General features: G+C 58.7%; 16 protein-coding genes and 3 tRNA genes. 9 read left to right on the plus strand and 10 right to left on the minus strand.

Features of this window, described 5'->3' with window-relative positions:
* Positions 1-49 precede the first annotated feature (49 nt).
* A complete protein-coding gene (locus WM42_RS09385; RefSeq protein ID WP_062037472.1) occupies positions 50-328 on the plus strand; it encodes a DUF3618 domain-containing protein in 279 nt (92 codons plus the stop codon).
* A gap of 22 nt (positions 329-350) precedes the next feature.
* Here the strand turns inward: WM42_RS09385 and WM42_RS09390 are convergent, their stop codons facing one another.
* On the minus strand, positions 351-914 hold the full coding sequence (locus WM42_RS09390; RefSeq protein WP_062039375.1) for an isochorismatase family protein: 564 nt from the start codon (positions 912-914) through the stop codon (positions 351-353).
* 35 nt (positions 915-949) lie between these two features.
* On the opposite strand from WM42_RS09390, the gene WM42_RS09395 reads away from it, so the two are divergent.
* On the plus strand, positions 950-2,227 hold the full coding sequence (locus WM42_RS09395) for a glutaminase (protein WP_062037476.1): 1,278 nt from the start codon (positions 950-952) through the stop codon (positions 2,225-2,227).
* 370 nt (positions 2,228-2,597) lie between these two features.
* On the opposite strand, the gene WM42_RS09405 is transcribed toward WM42_RS09395, so the two are convergent.
* Positions 2,598-2,670 (minus strand) — tRNA-Lys (locus tag WM42_RS09405).
* Between the two features lie 286 nt (positions 2,671-2,956).
* On the opposite strand from WM42_RS09405, the gene WM42_RS09410 reads away from it, so the two are divergent.
* Complete coding sequence (locus tag WM42_RS09410; RefSeq protein WP_062037481.1) at positions 2,957-4,177, plus strand: L,D-transpeptidase; 1,221 nt, start codon at positions 2,957-2,959, stop codon at positions 4,175-4,177.
* Positions 4,178-4,210: 33 nt separating this feature from the next.
* Here the strand turns inward: WM42_RS09410 and crtI are convergent, their stop codons facing one another.
* The 4 genes from crtI to orn all read right to left on the minus strand — a co-directional run bounded on the left by crtI (position 4,211) and on the right by orn (position 7,560).
* Complete coding sequence (crtI, locus tag WM42_RS09415; RefSeq protein ID WP_062037485.1) at positions 4,211-5,818, minus strand: phytoene desaturase family protein; 1,608 nt, start codon at positions 5,816-5,818, stop codon at positions 4,211-4,213.
* The gene (locus tag WM42_RS09420) at positions 5,818-6,714 is read right to left on the minus strand and encodes a phytoene/squalene synthase family protein (protein ID WP_235591248.1); all 897 of its coding nucleotides are present in this window, start codon (positions 6,712-6,714) and stop codon (positions 5,818-5,820) included. The genes crtI and WM42_RS09420 overlap by 1 nt, the downstream gene beginning before the upstream one ends.
* A gap of 90 nt (positions 6,715-6,804) precedes the next feature.
* A tRNA-His gene (locus tag WM42_RS09425) sits at positions 6,805-6,877 on the minus strand.
* Positions 6,878-6,927: 50 nt separating this feature from the next.
* Positions 6,928-7,560 carry an oligoribonuclease gene (gene orn, locus WM42_RS09430; protein ID WP_062037488.1) on the minus strand — a complete coding sequence of 211 codons (633 nt, stop codon included), beginning with the start codon at positions 7,558-7,560 and terminating at the stop codon, positions 6,928-6,930.
* Between the two features lie 332 nt (positions 7,561-7,892).
* On the opposite strand from orn, the gene WM42_RS09435 reads away from it, so the two are divergent.
* Positions 7,893-9,404 (plus strand): alanine/glycine:cation symporter family protein, encoded by a 1,512-nt coding sequence (locus tag WM42_RS09435; RefSeq protein WP_062037491.1) that lies wholly within the window; start codon positions 7,893-7,895, stop codon positions 9,402-9,404.
* A gap of 40 nt (positions 9,405-9,444) precedes the next feature.
* Here WM42_RS09435 and cmrA read toward each other — a convergent pair whose 3' ends face one another.
* Positions 9,445-10,257 carry a mycolate reductase gene (gene cmrA / locus WM42_RS09440; protein ID WP_062037495.1) on the minus strand — a complete coding sequence of 271 codons (813 nt, stop codon included), beginning with the start codon at positions 10,255-10,257 and terminating at the stop codon, positions 9,445-9,447.
* Positions 10,258-10,403: 146 nt separating this feature from the next.
* Here cmrA and WM42_RS09445 point away from each other — a divergent pair, with 146 nt between their 5' ends.
* Positions 10,404-10,589, plus strand: coding sequence for a PspC domain-containing protein (locus WM42_RS09445; protein ID WP_201057373.1), 186 nt, complete (start codon positions 10,404-10,406; stop codon positions 10,587-10,589).
* Positions 10,590-10,592: 3 nt separating this feature from the next.
* Here WM42_RS09445 and WM42_RS09450 read toward each other — a convergent pair whose 3' ends face one another.
* The 3 genes from WM42_RS09450 to WM42_RS09460 all read right to left on the minus strand — a co-directional run bounded on the left by WM42_RS09450 (position 10,593) and on the right by WM42_RS09460 (position 12,454).
* Positions 10,593-11,255, minus strand: coding sequence for a hypothetical protein (locus WM42_RS09450; RefSeq protein ID WP_062037501.1), 663 nt, complete (start codon positions 11,253-11,255; stop codon positions 10,593-10,595).
* 103 nt (positions 11,256-11,358) lie between these two features.
* Positions 11,359-11,432 (minus strand) — tRNA-Arg (locus WM42_RS09455).
* Between the two features lie 56 nt (positions 11,433-11,488).
* A complete protein-coding gene (locus tag WM42_RS09460; RefSeq protein ID WP_062037505.1) occupies positions 11,489-12,454 on the minus strand; it encodes a LysR family transcriptional regulator in 966 nt (321 codons plus the stop codon).
* Positions 12,455-12,529: 75 nt separating this feature from the next.
* Between WM42_RS09460 and WM42_RS09465 the strand changes: the two genes are divergently transcribed.
* The 4 genes from WM42_RS09465 (at position 12,530) to WM42_RS09480 (ending at position 17,801) form a co-directional block, all read left to right on the plus strand.
* Positions 12,530-14,650 carry a bifunctional copper resistance protein CopD/cytochrome c oxidase assembly protein gene (locus tag WM42_RS09465; RefSeq protein ID WP_062037508.1) on the plus strand — a complete coding sequence of 707 codons (2,121 nt, stop codon included), beginning with the start codon at positions 12,530-12,532 and terminating at the stop codon, positions 14,648-14,650.
* Positions 14,651-14,912: 262 nt separating this feature from the next.
* Positions 14,913-15,512 carry a single-stranded DNA-binding protein gene (locus tag WM42_RS09470; RefSeq protein ID WP_062037511.1) on the plus strand — a complete coding sequence of 200 codons (600 nt, stop codon included), beginning with the start codon at positions 14,913-14,915 and terminating at the stop codon, positions 15,510-15,512.
* Positions 15,513-15,672: 160 nt separating this feature from the next.
* Positions 15,673-17,343 carry an energy-dependent translational throttle protein EttA gene (ettA, locus tag WM42_RS09475; protein WP_062037514.1) on the plus strand — a complete coding sequence of 557 codons (1,671 nt, stop codon included), beginning with the start codon at positions 15,673-15,675 and terminating at the stop codon, positions 17,341-17,343.
* A 29-nt stretch (positions 17,344-17,372) separates the two neighbouring features.
* On the plus strand, positions 17,373-17,801 hold the full coding sequence (locus tag WM42_RS09480) for an acyl-CoA thioesterase (protein WP_062037517.1): 429 nt from the start codon (positions 17,373-17,375) through the stop codon (positions 17,799-17,801).
* The last annotated feature ends 24 nt before the right edge of the window (positions 17,802-17,825 follow it).

Consider the following 17,825-nt stretch of genomic DNA (forward strand, 5'->3'; position numbering starts at 1 on the left):
GCTGAGCCATTAACGCCATTAATGCGAAAACAAATTCAGGAGTTACAACGTGGCACGCGACATTAACGACATTCAGCGCGACATCGAGCGCACCCGCCGCCAGCTGGCTAGCACCCTCGACGAGCTCGCGGATCGCAGCAAGCCGCAGAACTTGGTTGATGACGCAAAGGGCGCCGCAACCGAGAAGCTGCAGGACCGCAACGTACAGATGGCACTCGCCGGCGTCGGCGCAGCAGTAGTTGGCCTTATCGCTTTTTCTGTATTCCGTTCCAAGCGTCGCAAGAATGACCTGAAGGAACTGCAGCGCCTGCTCGCTGAGCGCCGCTAACTCGGCGCGGAATTAACCGCTTTTAGCTGACCTTTGCCCCTGCCTCTAGCAGTTCGGCAAAGGTCTTTTTTGCGCGCTCTTCGCTCACCGGCGCGCAGTAATTTTCTAGAACGTTGACGTCAAAGCCCTCTTTTAATGCATCGAGAGCGGTGGCGCGCACGCAGTGATCGGTGGCGATTCCCACGATGTCGAGGCTCTTAACACCACGGTCGCGCAGCCACTGCGCGAGGCTTGCTCCATCGTCGGTGCACTCGGCCTCAAAGCCGGAGTAGGCAGCGGTGTAGGCGCCTTTGTGGAAGTAGGCGTCGATGGGGGCGTCGGCAAGCGCAGCGTGCATGGCCGCACCCTGGCTGCCTGCAACGCAATGCACTGGCCAGGTATCGATGAAATCCGGCTCGGTGGCAAAGTGCCCCTCCGGCTCGATGTGCCAATCCTGGGTAGCCACGACGATGTCATACGGCGTTTCACGCACAAGCTTTGCGATGTCGCGGGCTACCGCATCGCCGCGACTCGTTGCGAGAGCGCCGCCGGGGCAGAAGTCATTTTGTACGTCCACAATCACAAGAACCTGAGGAGTGCTGTTCATGCGGGCTAGCATAGTCATCCGTAAGCTAGAGCGAGATGAAAACACCAATTCCTTTTTACTTACGGGAAATCCTCGACCATGTCCGTGATGATGAACGCGGAAAAGTAGCGGACTATATCCCAGAGCTTGCGGTTGCGAACCCGGACTACCTAGGCGCGGCGATGTGCACCACCACCGGCCACGTCTATTGGGCAGGCGATGCAGATATCGAGTTCACCATGCAGTCCATCTCCAAGCCTTTTGTGTATGCGCTTGCATTGCAGGAGCTGGGGCTGGAAGCGGTGCGCTCGATTGTGGGAATGGAGCCTTCCGGTGAGGCCTTCAACGAGTTGTCTTTGAACCGCGACGACCACCGCCCGGTCAACCCGATGATCAACGCGGGCGCAATTGCGGTCACGCAGCTCATCAACGGCGTGGACTCGGGCGTCGATGAACGTGTTGAGCGTATCCGCAGCTACATGTCGCGTCTGGCGGGCCATGAGCTGCATATTGACGAAAGCGTTTCCGGCTCTGAGCTTGAAAATGCGGAACGCAACCTCGCGCTCGCGCACATGCTGCGCAATTACAACATTATTGAGGACGAAGCCCACGATGCGGTGCTGACTTATACCAGGCAGTGCTCTATCCGCGTGACAGTCAAAGACCTCGCGGTGATGTCTGCGACGCTGGCTAACGGCGGCCGTCACCCGATAACCGATGACAAGATCCTCGATGCCGACGTTTGCCGCCTCACGCTGGCGCTGATGAGCTCGGCAGGCATGTACGACGGCGCGGGTCGCTGGATGGCGGAGGTCGGCATTCCGGCGAAGTCGGGCGTGGCAGGCGGCCTGCTGGGTACGCTGCCGGGCCAGCTGGGTGTGGCTACCTTCTCGCCGCGTCTGAATGAGGAAGGCAACTCCGTGCGCGGCGTGGAAGCCTTCAAGCTTTTGTCTAAGGACATGGGTTTGCATCTGATGTCCACTGAGGAGCGCTACGGCGTGCAGCCAATCCGCCACATCGTGGACGAAGACACCGCGACGGTTATCTACCTGCAGGGCGTTCTCAACTTCAACGCCGCGGAGACCGTCCTGCACGAGCTGGAGCGCTATGACTTGAGCGCCGCCAAGGTGGTCTTGGAGCTTTCCAACGTCACCGCGACTAACCGCATGGGGCGCCGCATGCTGAAGGAGGGCCTGCGCCGCATCCGCGAGTCGGGCTTCGATATCGAGCTGGTTGACCCAGACCAGGAGCTCGAGGACCTCAAGATGTCCGACGGCACCGAGGTTCCAGTTGGCGATCCGGAGGACTATCAGATTGCGGGCGAGCCAATCTAACGCTTTCTGTGGCGTGGTGCTGCCTCCTCCTGCGCCCGCAGTGGCAAATGGTGAGGTCGCCCCGCGGCCAATGGGGTGCGTGTTAACTGGTGGGGCTGGTGACGGCTGACCTCACCATCCTTTCCTCACCATTTGGAAAATCGACCTCACCATCTAGGTTTGTCTGCATTTGGAGTTCAGGCGGGTGGCCGATTCCGGAGAAGATTAAGGGCGTTTTCCGTGGGGCGAATCGAGCCTTTTCTAAAAACGTAAAATCGCGCCGCTTCTGCTGATATAACTGTTTGCTGGTGGGGATGCGGCGCCTCGGCGGAGGTGGCAAAATGAAAAATCTCGCGGCCTCCATGAAAGGAAACCGCGAGATTCTGTACTGTGCGCCATCAGGGACTTGAACCCCGAACCCACTGATTAAGAGTCAGTTGCTCTGCCAATTGAGCTAATGGCGCTTATGTTGTCTGGCTGGTTTGTTTGCCTGCCGTGCAACGAGAAATAACTTTAACACCCACTATTCAAAACTGTAAAATCGCCAGGCCATTGTGTGTTTTTAGGGTGTTTTATGGTGGTTTAATAGGGCTTCAAGATCCGCCATCGAAGAAGGCGGGTGGGGCAGGGGTGTTCTTCTTATAACAATTGATTAACGCGTGAAGCGCCGTGTGGTGTTTTGAAGGTGTGCGATATACGCTAATTGAGAAATTCTGACCGTCTTATATGCACAAATTTTAAAGGGCCCAAGTGTTTAATTCCCTCTCTCTCGCTCGTCGCGTCCTTGCCACTACCGCTGTAGCCCTAACAGCCACTGTTGCGGCAGCGTGCACCATTGATTCTTCCGCTCAAGATAATGCCGCTGAACAAGCCGCTTCCGCTGATGGCAGCCAGGGTGGTGCAGAGCAGTCGCAAGCGCCAAAGGCGAAGGAACTGCAGTTCTCCGTTAAAGACGGTGCGAAAGACGTCGATCCTTCCGAGCTCGTCACGGTAAAGACCGAGGGTAAGCTGAAGTCCGTCACCATGACCAATGAGCTTGGCGTTGAGGTTGCGGAAAAGCTTTCCTCTGACGCGAAGACCTGGTCCACCGATGAGGTTCTGGGCTATAACCACACCTACACAATCAAAGCCGCCGACGTTGATGGAAACGAAAAGACCATCACCTTCAGCACCCCGCAGGCGGCGGGTGTCTCTGAGGTTGCGCTTTCCCCGATTCCGGGCGCCGAAGTGGGCGTTGGTCAGGTCATCGGCGTGCGCTTTGGCAACTACGTCACCGACCGCAAGGCTGCCGAGGAAGCAATCACCGTCAAGACCACCCCAGAGGTTGAAGGCGCCTTCTACTGGATCAATGACCAGGAAGTGCGCTGGCGTCCGAAGGATTACTGGCAGCCAGGCACCAAGGTTGAGGTCAACGTTGATCTCTACGGCCGCAACTTGGGCGGCGGCATCTATGGCGGCGAGGACGCTTCCACCAACTTCACCATCGGTGACCGTGTGATTTCCCTGGTGGACAACGCCACCAAGACTATGAAGGTATTTAAGAACGGCCAACTGCTGCGCGAGATTCCGGTTTCCCTGGGCACCGATGGCCAGTGGGATACTCCGAATGGCCGCTACATCATCGGCGATGAGTACGAGTCGTTGGTCATGGACTCCAGCACCTTTGGCTTGGCTGTCGACGCCGGCGGCTACCGTACCTCCGTCAATTACGCTACGCAGATGTCCTACTCCGGCATCTACGTTCACTCCGCACCGTGGTCCATCGGCGCACAGGGCGTCTACAACCAGTCCCACGGCTGCATCAACCTCTCCCCGGAGGCCGCGCAGTGGTTCCAGTCTGTGGTCAAGCGCGGCGACATCGTCCGCGTCTTCAACACTGGCGGTGCGCAGCTCAACCCATTCGATGGCTTGGGCGATTGGAACATGGACTGGGATACTTGGTCCAAGGGCAATACCAACGCCAACGCTTAAAGTAGAGCTTCAAGCAGCGGTTAACGCAGAGCTTTAAGCGGGATAAAAGGAACTCAGCGGCGACGCTGTGGCGTCGCCGTGCATGCGTTTGAGCACATTCTCGGCGGAAATCAGGCACATCGGAACGCCCACTCCGGGCACTGTCGTGGCACCGGCATAGTACAGCCCGGCAACCTTGGAAGAGACGTTCTTTCCGCGCAAGAACGCAGACTGCGCCAGCGTGTGCGCCGGGCCGATCGAGCCGCCGCGCCAGGCGTGATAGCGTTCTGCGAAATCCGCTGGGCCCAGCGTGCGGCGGATTACGATGCGCTCTTCCAAGTCTGCGATACCGGCCCAATCACCAATCTGCTTCACCGCAGCGTCAGCGATGGCCTCCACGCGGGCGGAAGGACTATCGCGGTAGGCGTTGCCATGTCCCAGCGCGGAATCAGCCGGCACTGGCACGAGCACGAAGAGATTCTCGTGGCCTTCCGGCGCCACATCGGGGTCCGTCGCCGAGGTCTTGGAGATGTAGATGGAGCGCGAACAGTCCAGCGGACGGGCTGGCTCAGGGCCGTGATAGACCGCGCGGAAGTCCGGGGCCCAGTCCTTGCTAAACAACAGCGTGTGGTGTGAAAACTCCGGAAGCTTGCCCGTCACTCCGAGCAGCACCAGCACGGTTCCAAGCCCCGCATCCCGCCCGGCAAAATACTTTTCCGGGTAGGTGCGCAGGCGTTGTGGGAGGAGCGCGTTCTCGGTGTGGTGAAGATCGGCGGCGGAAACCACGGCGTCGGCAAGCAGCTTTTGCGTGCCGGAGGCGTCGGTGATGCGCACGCCCGTCGCGCGCGGGGAGGCGCCCGCTGTGAGGATGCTGGTGACCTCCGCGCCCAAGCGGAACTGCACGCCGGCGAGCTGGGCCTGCTTGGCGATGGCGCGTACCACCGCATCGAAGCCACCCAGCGGGTAGCGCACGCCCTCGACCAAGTCCGTGTGGCTCATCAGCGAGTACAACGCCGGCGCCGCCGCGGGTTCGCTGGATAAGAACACCGCTGGATAGCTGAGCACCTGGCGCAGCCGGTAATCGCTAAAGGACTGCGCCACATGTTTGTCCAGCGTCCGTACAAGGAGCTGCGCCAGCATACCTAGCCGGGAGCGAACCGCGGGGCCTAAAAGCTCGCGGGGACTGCTGAAAGTGGTGTAAAGGAACTTCGATAGTGCCACGTTGTAGATGTCGCTGGCCTGGGCGAGGTAGGCGCGGATGCGGGCGCCGGCGCCGGGTTCGATGGACTCGAAGAGTTTGGCGACTTTCTCAACGCCGGTCTCGACGTCGAGGAAGTCACCATCGTCGTTGTAGACGCGGTAGGCGGGGCTGAGATCGATAAGCTCGAGCTCTGCCTGCGTGGACGTGCCACAGAGCTCAAAGAAGTGGTCGAATGCCTCTGGCATCAGGTACCAGGAAGGGCCCGTATCCCAACGAAAGCCCGCTTCTGTCAGGCTGCCCGCGCGGCCGCCCACCTCTTCTAGTTTGTCCACTACGGTGACCTTCTTGCCATCGCGCGCAAGCAACGCTGCGGTGGCAAGGCCGGCGACGCCTGCCCCGATGACGATGACGGTCTCGGGCTGCCCGCTGGAGTGGGCGGTAGAAAGGCGGGGCAGTTTCATCAGTTGCTCTTTCTTAAAGAATGCAAGGTGGCGCGGGTTAAAAGTGACAGCTTGCGTGGGGTGCTGACGCGGGTGCGTTGGGAAAAGACGGCGTCGGCAGGCAGTGCTGCAAGGTCGTTGGTCAAGGCCTCGAAAAGGTCAGTGGCGGCGGTGACACCGACACGCGCCGAGAATGGAAGCCTGCCGGTAACGGCGCGGGCAGTGGCGAGATCGCTGCGGATATCGGCGATGAGCAGGTCTTTGTCCTGCGTGCTCAAGCCGCCGTCGCCTGCCTGCGGGAAGTAGCTGCGGCCAAGTTGTGCGGTATCCGCGCCGAGGTCGCGCAAAAAGTTGACCTTTTGAAAGGCGGCGCCGAGGCGCCGTGCACCCGTCTCGAGCTGGCTCAGCTCGGGGCCAGAAACTGGATGATCCACCAAGAAAGCAGACAGGCACAAAAGCCCAATGACCTCCGCGGAGCCGTAGATATAGGCCTCGAGATCTTCCTCGTCGACGTAATCGCACTGGTGAAGGTCGCGGCGCATCGACGCGAAGAAGGCCCGAATGTGCTCATTCTTGAACCCGCAGCGCCTGGCGGAAATGCCATAGGCATGCAGAACCGGATCAGTGTGAAAGCGTTGCGAAGGCGCGCGCAGAACCGCCTCTTCGTATGCATTGAGAGTCTGTTCGACTTCTGTTGTGTTAAGGCCCGCGGCGGTTGCGGCGCCGTCGACGATTTCATCCGCTATGCGAACCACGGCATAAAGATTGCGGATATCGGTGCGTGTGCGGGGAGCGAGCAGCTCGGAGGCAAAGGAAAAGCTCGTGGAATAGGCCGCGATGATTTGTGCTGCGGCTCTTTGGGCACTTTGGTCATAGCGTGGCAAAGGCTGAGTGGGGAAGCGAGAAATCCCAAACACAATCGGCCACCTTAATCCACGGGGCTAAAAATAGCGCGAGAAAAGTATAAGGCCCTAACCTGAAAAATAACAGGTTAGGGCCCTCATCGGGGTGGCTGACGGGGCTCGAACCCGCGACACCCAGGATCACAACCTGGTGCTCTACCAGCTGAACTACAGCCACCATCGCTGCCTTAAAAGCAGCACGGATAAGATTAACTCACGCCGCGTAAATTACAAAAACGCCTGGTAGTCAGTGGTAGTTGACTCCTTGAGATCCGCTGCTTCCGCGGAGGAGGGACCGTCGTCGGTGCGGAACACACTGCGGCGGTAGTAGTCCAACTCGCGGATGGACTCGATGATGTCCTGGAGCGCGCGGTGCGCCATGCCTTTGTCTGGCTGGTTGTAATAAGCGCGCGGGAACCAACGGCGGCTGAGCTCCTTGATGGTGGAAACGTCAATCATGCGGTAGTGCAGCGCTTCATCCAAGCGCGGCATGTAGGCGCGAATGAAGGTGCGGTCGGTGGCGATGGAGTTGCCTGCCAGGGGGGCAGGATGCTCGGGGTCGCAGTGCTCAGCGATGAGCGCCAGGACGGCATCTTCGGCTTCCCGCAGAGTGGTGGTGGATTCGCGGATTTCCTTATCCAGGCCGGAGTTGGCGTGCATGTTGGTGACAAAGTCATCCATCTCAGTGAGCTCCGCTTCCGTGGCATGGACCACTAGGTCGATTCCCTCACCAATGACGTTGAGGTTGCCATCAGTGATGATGGCGGCCACCTCCACGATGACGTGGCGCTTCGGGTCCAGCCCTGTCATCTCCAAGTCAATCCAGACGAGTCGGTCATTCTTCGGGGCGATGTCAGTCATGGGTTTAACCTTAGTCTTCCTAGAGCCGCGCTTGTCGACGCCTCCCTTCCCACCGTCTGATTTAATCCACCGGCGTGGAAGGTGTGGCGGGGGTAGGCAAAGGGTGTGTTTTGGTGCAGATAGTTCAGTTTTTCTAAATGGTTTGTCTTAGCGGTATTGACGGTCCTTGAGCTGTGCATTAAATTTCGTTCAACCGACAGGTAATGTGAAGAATTAGATTCTTCCAAAACATTTTCGTGATTATCCTCACAAAGTTCGATTGAAGTAGTGCATGATTCTTTATGTCACTCTTTATGTTAGAGATCACACTTTTAGAAAGTAGGTTCCCTCATATGGCCGGGTTCTTGGATGTTCTCAACTCCCTCATTTGGTCCCCAGCACTCGTGTTCCTGTGCTTGGGCGCCGGTGTCTATTTCACGATCGTGACCAAGGGGTTGCAGATTCGCTGTATTCCCGACATGATTGCGCAGCTGAAGAACGGCGAGAAATCAGACTCCGGTGTTTCTTCCTTCCAGTCCCTGATGATTTCCCTCGCCGGTCGCGTCGGCGTCGGCAATATTGCCGGTGTTGCCACGGCGATCGCCTTCGGTGGCCCAGGTGCTGTCTTTTGGATGTGGGCGGTGTCGCTGTTGGGGTCCGCTACCTCGTTCGTGGAATGTACTCTCGCCCAGGTCTACAAGGAAAAGGATCAGGACACCGGCGAGTACCGCGGTGGCCCGGCGTACTACATCGAAAAGGCTTACCGTCACACCTCTGTGGGCCCGTTCATGCTGGTCTACGGCATCATCTTCGCTGTCGCCATGACTCTGGCTACCAGCTACTTTCTCCCAGGCATCCAGGCCAACGGTGTGGCCGCTGCAGTGGGGAACGCCTGGGGTGTCAACGTCACCTGGTCCGCAGTCATCCTGGCTGGCGTCTTGGCCTTCATCATCATCGGTGGCGTCAAGCGTATCGCTAACTTCACCTCGCTCATCGTTCCATTCATGGCCGGCGCTTATATCATCATTGCGCTGACCATCCTGTTCATGAACTTCGGCGACATTCCACACGTTTTTGGCCTCATCTTCAAGTCTGCATTTGACATGGAAGCAGGATTCGCGGGCATGCTGGGCTCTGCAATCATGTGGGGCGTAAAGCGCGGTATCTACTCCAACGAGGCAGGCCAGGGCACCGGCCCGCAGTCGGCAGCAGCTGCTGAGGTTTCCCACCCAGCAAAGCAGGGCTTCGTTCAAGCATTCGCCGTCTACGTCGATACCCTCTTCGTCTGCTCGGCCACCGCCTTCATCATCATCTCCACTGACATGTACAAGGTCTTCGAAGGCGAGTCCGAGGGCGGCGCCGTTCGCTACGCCGGCTCCCTGCCTGACGGCATTGAGGTCGGCCCAGGCTTCGTTCAATCCGGTATGGACTCGGTATTCAACGGGGTCGGCGCTTCCTTCGTGGCAATTGCTATCGCGTTCTTCGCCTTCACCACCGTTCTGGCTTACTACTACATGGCAGAGACCAACCTCACCTACTTCAACCGCTGGATCAAGAATGCTGGCGCACGCCGCGCGCTGGTGTGGGTCCTGCGCGGCCTCATCATCATCTCCGTCATCATTGGTGCTACCACCACCCCGGGCTCCGCGTGGGCATTGGGCGACATCGGAGTGGGCGCCACCGCATGGCTTAACATCATCGCCGTCCTCTTCCTCCAGGTCCCGGCACTCAAGTGCCTCAAGGACTACAGCGCGCAGAAGAAGGCTGGCAAGGATCCGGTCTTCGACCCTGAAGCTCTGGGCATCAAGAACGCCGACTTCTGGGTAGAGCGCAAGAACGCTCGCTCTTCCTCTGTAGTTGAGTAAGGCACACCAAAAGCAGGCTCGCGGAAAGGGTGGGAGTGCCTTAGGCCATCTTTGAGTAGAAGCTGCCGATGAGCGGTGCGGCAATCGGGGTAGGAATGATTTGGCCAAGCGTATTCATGGCCTTCGACAGCGGGCCTGGCACCACGCGGCGCTGGTTGCGAGCCATAGCCTCTAGGGTCTCTGCGGAGCAGGACTCGTAGGTGGTCCACAGGAAGTCAGGAACTACCTTATCTACGATGGACTGCTCTTCTTCCGGGATGACGGCATCGCGCACCGGGCCGGGGGCTAGCAAGGTACAGCTGACGCCAGATCCTTTGAGCTCGTAGTGCAGCGCCTCGGTGAAAGCGTTGACGCCTGCCTTTGTAAATACATAGGTGGCGTTGTTCGGGATGGAGACGTTGCCCGCTGCAGAACCAACGTTGCAGATAGCGCCGGAGCGACGCGGCAGCATCTGGTCCAAAGCGGCGCGGGTCAGGCGGTGCACGGCCTTGCCGTTGAGATCGAATTGCTTGTTCTCATAGTCCCAGTCCTGGTCCATGAATTTGCCAAAGCTGGCGATGCCCGCGGAGTTGACGATGATGGAAATCTCTTTGCCGGCCATGAACTCGATGACGCGGTCGACGTCGGCTTCCTTTGCTAAGTCGGCGGCCAGAGCGATCGCATCGATCTCGTGCTTCGTCTTCAGTTCATCCGCGATGCGCTCGAGGACTTCCTGGCGGCGCGCCACCAAAATGACGTTATAACCGCGGGCGGCCAGATCGCGCGCCATCGCCTCGCCGATGCCCTGGCTAGCGCCCGTAAGTAGCGCATAGGAATTGCGGGTGGGTGCGGGAAGACCTGCGTTTTTAGCCATTGTGATTGTGTCCTTTCGCCGAAAAGAAGTTTTCAACCAGCGTAGACGAAAGCAAAACATCAGGGTGATTCTCGGGGTTTTACCTGATGCGTGTGGCCTGCCGAGAAGCTTTAATGGAAGGCGCACACTAAGAAGAAAGGACAATCATGAATACCCGTTTGACCCGCTCGAGCACAGATTTGTACATCGGAGGCGTGTGCGGCGGCATTGCTCAGACCTACAACCTGGATCCCACGTTGGTGCGCATCCTCTTCGTTGTTGCCACTTTGGCAGGCTTTTCCGGTGTGCTGGCTTATATCATCCTGTGGGTCGTGATGCCGGTAGGCAGCTAAGCCCTACTGCAGTGGCCCAAAGCCCATGAACCTATGCCAGGTTTCCCATTCATCGCGGAGCCTGGCGGCGTGGTGTGCGGGGCTGGCGACGTCGTCGATAAGCACCGCGTCCTGCATGCGCACGCCATTGTCGAAGAACAACGCCGCGTGCCCGGAAGCGCCATAGCGCACGACAGGAACGAGGTTGAGGCCGTCGAAGGAAAGATGCGCATTCGGGCGCACATCAAGGCCCGCGATGGCGGCAAGCGTCGGCGCCAGGTCCATCGGGGAGACTAGCTCTGGGCACGGCTCCACCAGCTTTTGATCCGTAACACCCGGCCACGACAGCGACATCGGCGAGGGCCCGCCGCTTAAGGAACACACAGCAAGGACGCTGTGCTTGGCGACGTCGCGCAACCGCGCCGGCTCCGCAGGTTCCTCGAGCAGCCGGAACACGGGCTGCTCAGCAGTGCCGGGGGCCGAGTCGATGTCCTCGCTGATACGGTAGCCGGCCTCGCGGAAGATATCGGTGATACGGGTTGTGGCGCCGCGCTGCGGATACTGGCCGGTCAGAACCGAGTTGCGCGATTGTGCGTATTCCGGCGAAGGCGCCCATGCGTTGGCAAAACGCATGCCGATGAGCGCTTCTTCTGGGGCAGTGACGAAGGTGGCCAGCGTGATATCCATGCTTTGTCATTTTAGGCGCGCTTACTAATCCAGACCGATAAAACCAAAGAAAAGGCCACCAATCTGTGGAAGAAACTTTCCAGTAAAGTGGCCTTTTCGGCGGTGCCCCCAGCAGGACTCGAACCCGCGACACATGGGGTAGAAACCCACTGCTCTAATCCGCTGAGCTATGGAGGCTTAGGCCTTCATCTTAGATCAGCCAGCCTCGCGCGCTAAAAGTAGGGCTTAGCGTCTTAGGCCTTGTCCGCTTCTGCCGAGTGGGCGGACTTGTGAAGAAGGGTTTCTTCGCTCTCGCCGCCAACGGAAAGGATGAGATCTACCAGCTGGTTGGCGGCAGGGGAAAGGTCGCGGTCGCGGCGGTAGATGAGCAAGGACTGCATCGGTGGGATGCCTTCTGCAATCTCGCGGAGGTGAATGCCGCGGTGGTTGAGCGCCTGCGCCGAGCTGGGGACAAGGCACACGCCGATGCCGCCGGAAACCAGCGGGAGGCCGGTCTGGAGGGTAGAGATTTCTTGGACGCGGCTAGGGACGGCGTCCGGGTGCTTGGCAAAGACCTGGTCCAGCAGCTCAGGAAGGCCAACGAATTCAGGGTTGCGCGGAGGCAGGATCCACGTTTCTTCCGCGATGTCGTGAAGGGAAACAGGGTTGGGCAGGTGCTGGAGGCGATCCGGTACAGCGACGCGGAATTCCATCTCGCTGGCTACATGGACGTTGAGCTCGTCGTGGTAACGCTGGGCAAATGCGTGTGGGTCAGTCGAAGGCATCAGGCCTAGGTCGATGGAGCCTTCGAGGATGCGGCGCAGGGTTATGGTCGGTTCCGGATCGTCCAAGAAGATGTTGACCTCAGGGGCGCGTTCCACCATGCGGTGAAGAACCTCTGGCATAAACAGCCAGTTGAACTCCGGCGCAGATGCGATAGAGACGCTGCCGGCGGCGCCGCTGGCGATCTCGGTGATGCGCTGTGCGGCGTCGCTAAGCAGGGTGTCCATCTTCGCTGCGATGGAATAGAGGTAGTCGCCCGCTTCGGTGGTCTTAACACCGGCGCGGCCGCGGGTCAGGAGTCGAACGTCAAGCTCCTTTTCGAGCTTACGGATAGAGAGACTGAGAGAAGGCTGAGTCATATCTAGAGCTTCAGCCGCATGAGTGAAAGATCCGTAGTCCACTACGGAACGAAAGTAGAGTAGCTGGCGTGAATCCATAGGGGATAATTATGCCAGAACTTAAAAGATTATTCGTTTTAGGTAAGAAGACGGTTTGGGCGGTAGACTGCGCCTATGGAAAAGCGGGAAGAAACTGCCAGCTCAGCGGCTCGCGCGGCTTCGGCAACGGATTCACCGGCGCAGGGCGCTGCGTCCAAGAACACAGTTTTCAAAGGTGGAAAACGTGGCGCCAAAGGTGCTACAACGGTCTACCTCGCGGCTCTTATCGTTTCAGGGCTGGTTGCTGGTGTCATTTCCCTGTTCTTTCTGGCGGAGTCACTCGCGGCATTGGGCATTCCCGATCCCGGGCGTTTGACCACATTCGGCCTGCCATTTTTCCGCGGCGTCGCCTGGATTTTAATGGCGCTGTCGGTGGGCTCGTACATGGTTTCAGCCTTTCTCGTTGCGCCGCAAATTCCTAAAAAAGACAATGATTGTCTCATTGAGTCGCGCTTAAGCGTCGATGGACACATCGCCGCCCGCGCCGGCGCCCTGGCAGCTTTTGGCGTGGCAGTGGTATCTCTGCTGGAAGTGCCGCTGGTTATGTCCGATCTGACGGGCACGCCTTTCCTCAAAGTCCTCAACCCGCAGCTGATGAGCATGGCGATGGATAGCATTTCCACCTCCCAGGCCTGGTTGGTTACAGCCGCCATCGCGGTTGTTGCCGGCGTGCTGGGCCTGGTTTCTAAGAAATGGTCCCTGCAGCCCATTGCGTTTTTCTTCGCACTCATGCAGATTGTGCCCCTCGGCATGGAAGGTCACTCTGCTTCCGGCGGCGATCATGATTACGGCACGAACTCCCTGCTCTTCCACCTTTTCTTCATGGTGCTTTGGGTGGGTGGATTGCTGGGGCTTATAGCCCATAGTCGCCGTCTGGGACCAGACATGCCTACGGCTGTGCGCCGCTACTCGGTGGTTGCTTTCATCTCCATCGTGGCTATGGCCGCCTCCGGCGTGATTAATGCGCTCATCCGCGTTGAGCTAGCAGACCTGTTTAGCACCCGCTATGGCCTTATCATCGTCACCAAGGCGGTGCTTACTGTTCTGCTTGCCGTCTTTGGACTAGCGCATCGCCAGATCACCATGCCGCAGCTGGAGCGCCGTCCGCTGCTTTTCCGCCGCGTCGCATTCGTGGAAATCCTCGTGATGGCAGCCACCGTGGGCGTGGCTATTTCCATGGGCCGCACGCCGCCCCCGCCGCCGCGCGATCCGAACCTGAACAACATGCAGGTGCTCTTGGGCTACGAGCTTCTCGACGCCCCGACGGTGACCAACGTCTGGACCATGTACCGCTATGACCTCATGTTTGGCACTTTGGGGCTCGTGCTTGCTGCCGCCTATGGCTACGCGCTGCTGCGCCTGCGCCGCCGCGGCCTTAACTGGTCGCGGGTCCGAACCACCTGGTTTATGCTGGGCGCCTTAGGCCTGACCTTCATCATGAGCTCGGGCATCGGCCTTTATATCCCGGCGCTTTATTCCATACACATGCTGGGGCATATGCTCCTTTCCATGGCGGTTCCGCTCTTCCTCGTGCTCGGCGCACCGCTGACCTTGGTGATGGAGGCCTTTGAGCCCGGCGCGCCGGGGCGTCCCACTGTCCATGACTTGGCGGTGGCGGTAACTAAGTCGAAGCTTTTGAAGTTTCTTACCCATCCGGCGGTCAATCTGATTCAGTTCCTGACCTTTTTGTACGTGCTCTACCTTTATCCGGAGCTGTATCAGTTCGCGGTTTCTGAGCATGCCGGCCACGTAATCATGAACTGGGTCTTCTTGGTCTCGGGCTATATCTATTACTGGGAGGTTATCGGCCCGGATCCGTTGCCGTTCCGCGCGCCGACTAACCTGCGCCTTCTGGTGTTGTTCTTCTCGATGCCGCTGCACCTTTTCGCCGGCGTCTACCTGATGCAGCTGCAGAGCGTGCTCGGCGTGGAGTTTTATGAGTCGCTGGGGCTGCCGTGGCACCCGGACTTGCTGCAGGATCAGCGCGTGGGCGGCGGCATCGCGTGGGGCTTTGGCCAGTTCCCGTTGGTCATCGTCTTTGGCAAACTTTTTTTGGACTGGCTGCGCGATGACCGTGCTACCGCTCGCCGCCACGATGCAAAGGCAGAGGTCGACGGCGATGCGGAGCTGGAGGATTACAACGAAATGTTGCGCCGCATGAGTGAGGGCGACGCCACTGGATTCCGGCAGCAGTAATCGTTGCAGTAGAGCCGGTTATTTTTCTGAGCGAAGTTCTTTTTGTGGATAGATCCCCTGCCGCTTCGGGCAGGGGATTAACTTTTGTTGACGCTTCCAACAAGTTATCCACAGCTAGGAAAATCGGCCCTTGTGACAGTGCTAGGACGCTAGCGATGATTCGAGCAAGGAAGGCATTTACACGACCTCCTTAAAACACCGCGAGGCAGGAAGACCTGTACTCACAAGTTTCGCTAGCTCAGCAAAGGGTTTTCTAAAGCACATGTCTCAGCTACCAATCACCATCACCGGCCACCTCACGCACGAACCCGAGCTCATTAAAGTCAACACCGACATGTACAAGGCGCGCCTGCGCGTGGCATCGTCCCGCCGCATCCCGGTGGATAACGCGGACAACGGAGTCCGCGAGTGGCGCGATACCGACCTCATCTACATCGACGTGGAGCTGTGGGGTCAGTTCGCGATCAACGTTAAGAAGTCATTGCACCGCGGAATGCCGGTCATCGTGGTCGGCTCGGTCTGCTCCGATTCCTGGCTGGCGCCCGATGGCCAGAATAAGTTCCGCACCTTTATCAAGGCTTTCTATGTCGGCCTAGACCTAAACCGCTACGTTATCTCCTCCCGCAAGCTCGAGCGCGTCTATGAAACCGACGGATTGGAGGCACCTGCTTCGGGCGAGACGATGCCGGAAGTCGATGTGGACAGGACGGCGTCGATGGCCGCAGGTGCCGGCACCCAAGACCATGACGATAAGCACGACACCGCAGCCGATCGCCGTCAAGCTGCGCATAGTAAGGCGAATACAGCCGAGGAGTCGTTCGAGGAGACCGAGGCGCCCGCCGAGCAATCGGTAGGCAGCTAAGCACCGCCTTGTGGATGCCTGCGACCTGGGCGCCCCGGGGAGGTGCAAAGCGGGGGATTGAAATCACACGCTAATCCCAGCCCGGGGCGCTAGGTACATCCATGTCATGTACTCTTTGTTGTGTTATAAACCATTCCCAAGTTCAAGCAAAGGGTGAAACATGGGCGAATTCATCTACACGATGAAAAACGTGCGTAAGGCAGTCGGCGAGAAGCTCATTCTCGACAATGTAACGATGGCCTTCTACCCAGGCGCCAAGATTGGCGTCGTCGGCCCGAATGGTGCAGGTAAGTCCTCCATTCTGAAGATTATGGCCGGCATTGATCAGCCTTCCAACGGTGAAGCATTCATCGACCCGGGCAAGACCGTGGGCATCCTCATGCAGGAGCCACCGCTCAACGAGGAAAAGACCGTCCGCGGCAACGTGGAAGAGGGCCTCGGTGACATCTTCGAGAAGAAGCAGCGCTTCGAAGCTATCGCGGAAGAGATGGCTACCAACTACACCGACGAGCTCATGGAAGAAATGGGCAAGCTGCAGGAGGAGCTGGACGCTGCCGACGCCTGGGAGGTCGACTCCAAGATCGAGCAGGCCATGGAAGCGCTGCGCTGCCCGCCTTCCGATGCCCCGGTAAACAACCTTTCCGGTGGTGAGCGCCGCCGCGTTGCGCTGGCGAAGCTGCTGCTTTCCGAGCCTGACCTGTTGCTGCTCGACGAGCCAACCAACCACCTGGACGCCGAGTCCGTGGAGTGGCTGGAAAAGCACCTTGCTGACTATCCGGGTGCCGTCCTAGCCGTTACCCACGACCGTTACTTCCTCGACCACGTCGCGGGTTGGATCTGTGAGGTTGACCGCGGCAAGCTCTACCCATACGAGGGCAACTACTCCACCTACCTGGAGAAGAAGGCCGAGCGTCTCGAGGTTGCTGGCGCCAAGGATAAGAAGCTGCAAAAGCGCCTGAAGGAAGAGCTCGCCTGGGTTCGTTCCGGTGCCAAGGCACGCCAGGCAAAGAACAAGGCTCGTCTCCAGCGCTATGAGGAGATGGCTGCTGAGGCTGAGCAGTACCGCAAGCTCGACTTCGAAGAAATCCAGATCCCAACCCCTCCACGCCTGGGTAACAAGGTTGTTGAGGTTAAGAATCTGGTCAAGGGCTTCGATGGTCGCACCCTGATCAAGGATCTCTCCTTCACCCTGCCGCGTAACGGCATCGTGGGCGTCATCGGCCCGAACGGCGTCGGTAAGTCCACCCTGTTCAAGACCATCGTTGGCTTGGAGCAGCCGGACGAGGGCACCGTCGAGGTTGGCGAGACCGTCAAACTGTCCTACGTTGACCAGGGCCGCGAGAACATTGACCCAGAGGCAACCGTCTGGGAGGTCGTTTCTGACGGATTGGATTACATCCACGTCGGCCAGAACGAAATGCCTTCTCGTGCATACCTGTCCGCATTCGGTTTCAAGGGCCCGGACCAACAGAAGCCTTCCAAGGTGCTCTCCGGTGGTGAGCGCAACCGCCTGAACCTGGCGCTGACCCTGAAAGAGGGCGGCAACCTGATCCTCCTCGATGAGCCAACCAACGACCTGGACGTCGAGACCCTGGGCTCCCTGGAAAACGCTCTAGAGAAGTTCCCGGGCTGTGCAGTGGTCATTTCCCACGACCGCTGGTTCCTGGACCGCACATGTACCCACATCCTCGCGTGGGAGGGCAACGTTGCAGAAGGCCAGTGGTTCTGGTTCGAGGGCAACTTCGGTGATTATGAGAAGAACAAGATCGAGCGCCTCGGTGAAGACGCTGCTCGCCCGAGCCGTGTTACCCACCGCAAGCTGACCCGATAAGAGTGACTACTAGCTAGTAAAAGGAATCAATGTCTTCTGAAAAGGTGCACGCCCATTCTGTAGGCGTACGGTGGTCGGACTTCGACATGTACGGCCACATGATGAACGCCAACTATATCGAGTTGGCGCAGGAGGCCCGCCTGGCATTTGCCATGGACCATTTCTACAAGCAGGGTTTGGAACTCATTGCGTTCGTGCGTCATCTCGACGTCGACTATGTTCGCCCGCTGAAGTGGGATGGAAAGAATTCCACCGTCACCGTAGAGACTGCTGTGGTACGCCTGGGCAATACCTCGTTTACCACCCGGCAGGAAATCAAAGACGGTGCTGGCAACGTAACTTGCGTGGTCACCTGCACTCAGGTGGTCATCGATAAGGCAACGCAGGCGCCGCGTCCCGTCTCCGAGGAAGAGAAGAAAATCATCACGGAGAATGCTTTGGTTAAGCTGGACGCATAGCGCGAGCCAAATCCGGCTCGCTGC

This window comes from Corynebacterium simulans, from assembly GCF_001586215.1.
GTDB lineage: Bacteria > Actinomycetota > Actinomycetes > Mycobacteriales > Mycobacteriaceae > Corynebacterium > Corynebacterium simulans.

What these genes read in the sequence shown, in the direction of transcription:
- WM42_RS09470 (WP_062037511.1), top strand. Translation starts at nt 14,913, where the DNA reads ATGTCTCAGCTACCAATCACCATCACCGGCCACCTCACGCACGAACCC.
- orn (WP_062037488.1), bottom strand. Translation starts at nt 7,560, where the DNA reads ATGACTGACATCGCCCCGAAGAATGACCGACTCGTCTGGATTGACTTG.
- ettA (WP_062037514.1), top strand. Translation starts at nt 15,673, where the DNA reads ATGGGCGAATTCATCTACACGATGAAAAACGTGCGTAAGGCAGTCGGC.
- WM42_RS09460 (WP_062037505.1), bottom strand. Translation starts at nt 12,454, where the DNA reads ATGGATTCACGCCAGCTACTCTACTTTCGTTCCGTAGTGGACTACGGA.
- WM42_RS09450 (WP_062037501.1), bottom strand. Translation starts at nt 11,255, where the DNA reads ATGGATATCACGCTGGCCACCTTCGTCACTGCCCCAGAAGAAGCGCTC.
- WM42_RS09480 (WP_062037517.1), top strand. Translation starts at nt 17,373, where the DNA reads ATGTCTTCTGAAAAGGTGCACGCCCATTCTGTAGGCGTACGGTGGTCG.
- WM42_RS09395 (WP_062037476.1), top strand. Translation starts at nt 950, where the DNA reads ATGAAAACACCAATTCCTTTTTACTTACGGGAAATCCTCGACCATGTC.
- WM42_RS09390 (WP_062039375.1), bottom strand. Translation starts at nt 914, where the DNA reads ATGAACAGCACTCCTCAGGTTCTTGTGATTGTGGACGTACAAAATGAC.
- WM42_RS09445 (WP_201057373.1), top strand. Translation starts at nt 10,404, where the DNA reads ATGAATACCCGTTTGACCCGCTCGAGCACAGATTTGTACATCGGAGGC.
- WM42_RS09465 (WP_062037508.1), top strand. Translation starts at nt 12,530, where the DNA reads ATGGAAAAGCGGGAAGAAACTGCCAGCTCAGCGGCTCGCGCGGCTTCG.
- crtI (WP_062037485.1), bottom strand. Translation starts at nt 5,818, where the DNA reads ATGAAACTGCCCCGCCTTTCTACCGCCCACTCCAGCGGGCAGCCCGAG.
- cmrA (WP_062037495.1), bottom strand. Translation starts at nt 10,257, where the DNA reads ATGGCTAAAAACGCAGGTCTTCCCGCACCCACCCGCAATTCCTATGCG.
- WM42_RS09435 (WP_062037491.1), top strand. Translation starts at nt 7,893, where the DNA reads ATGGCCGGGTTCTTGGATGTTCTCAACTCCCTCATTTGGTCCCCAGCA.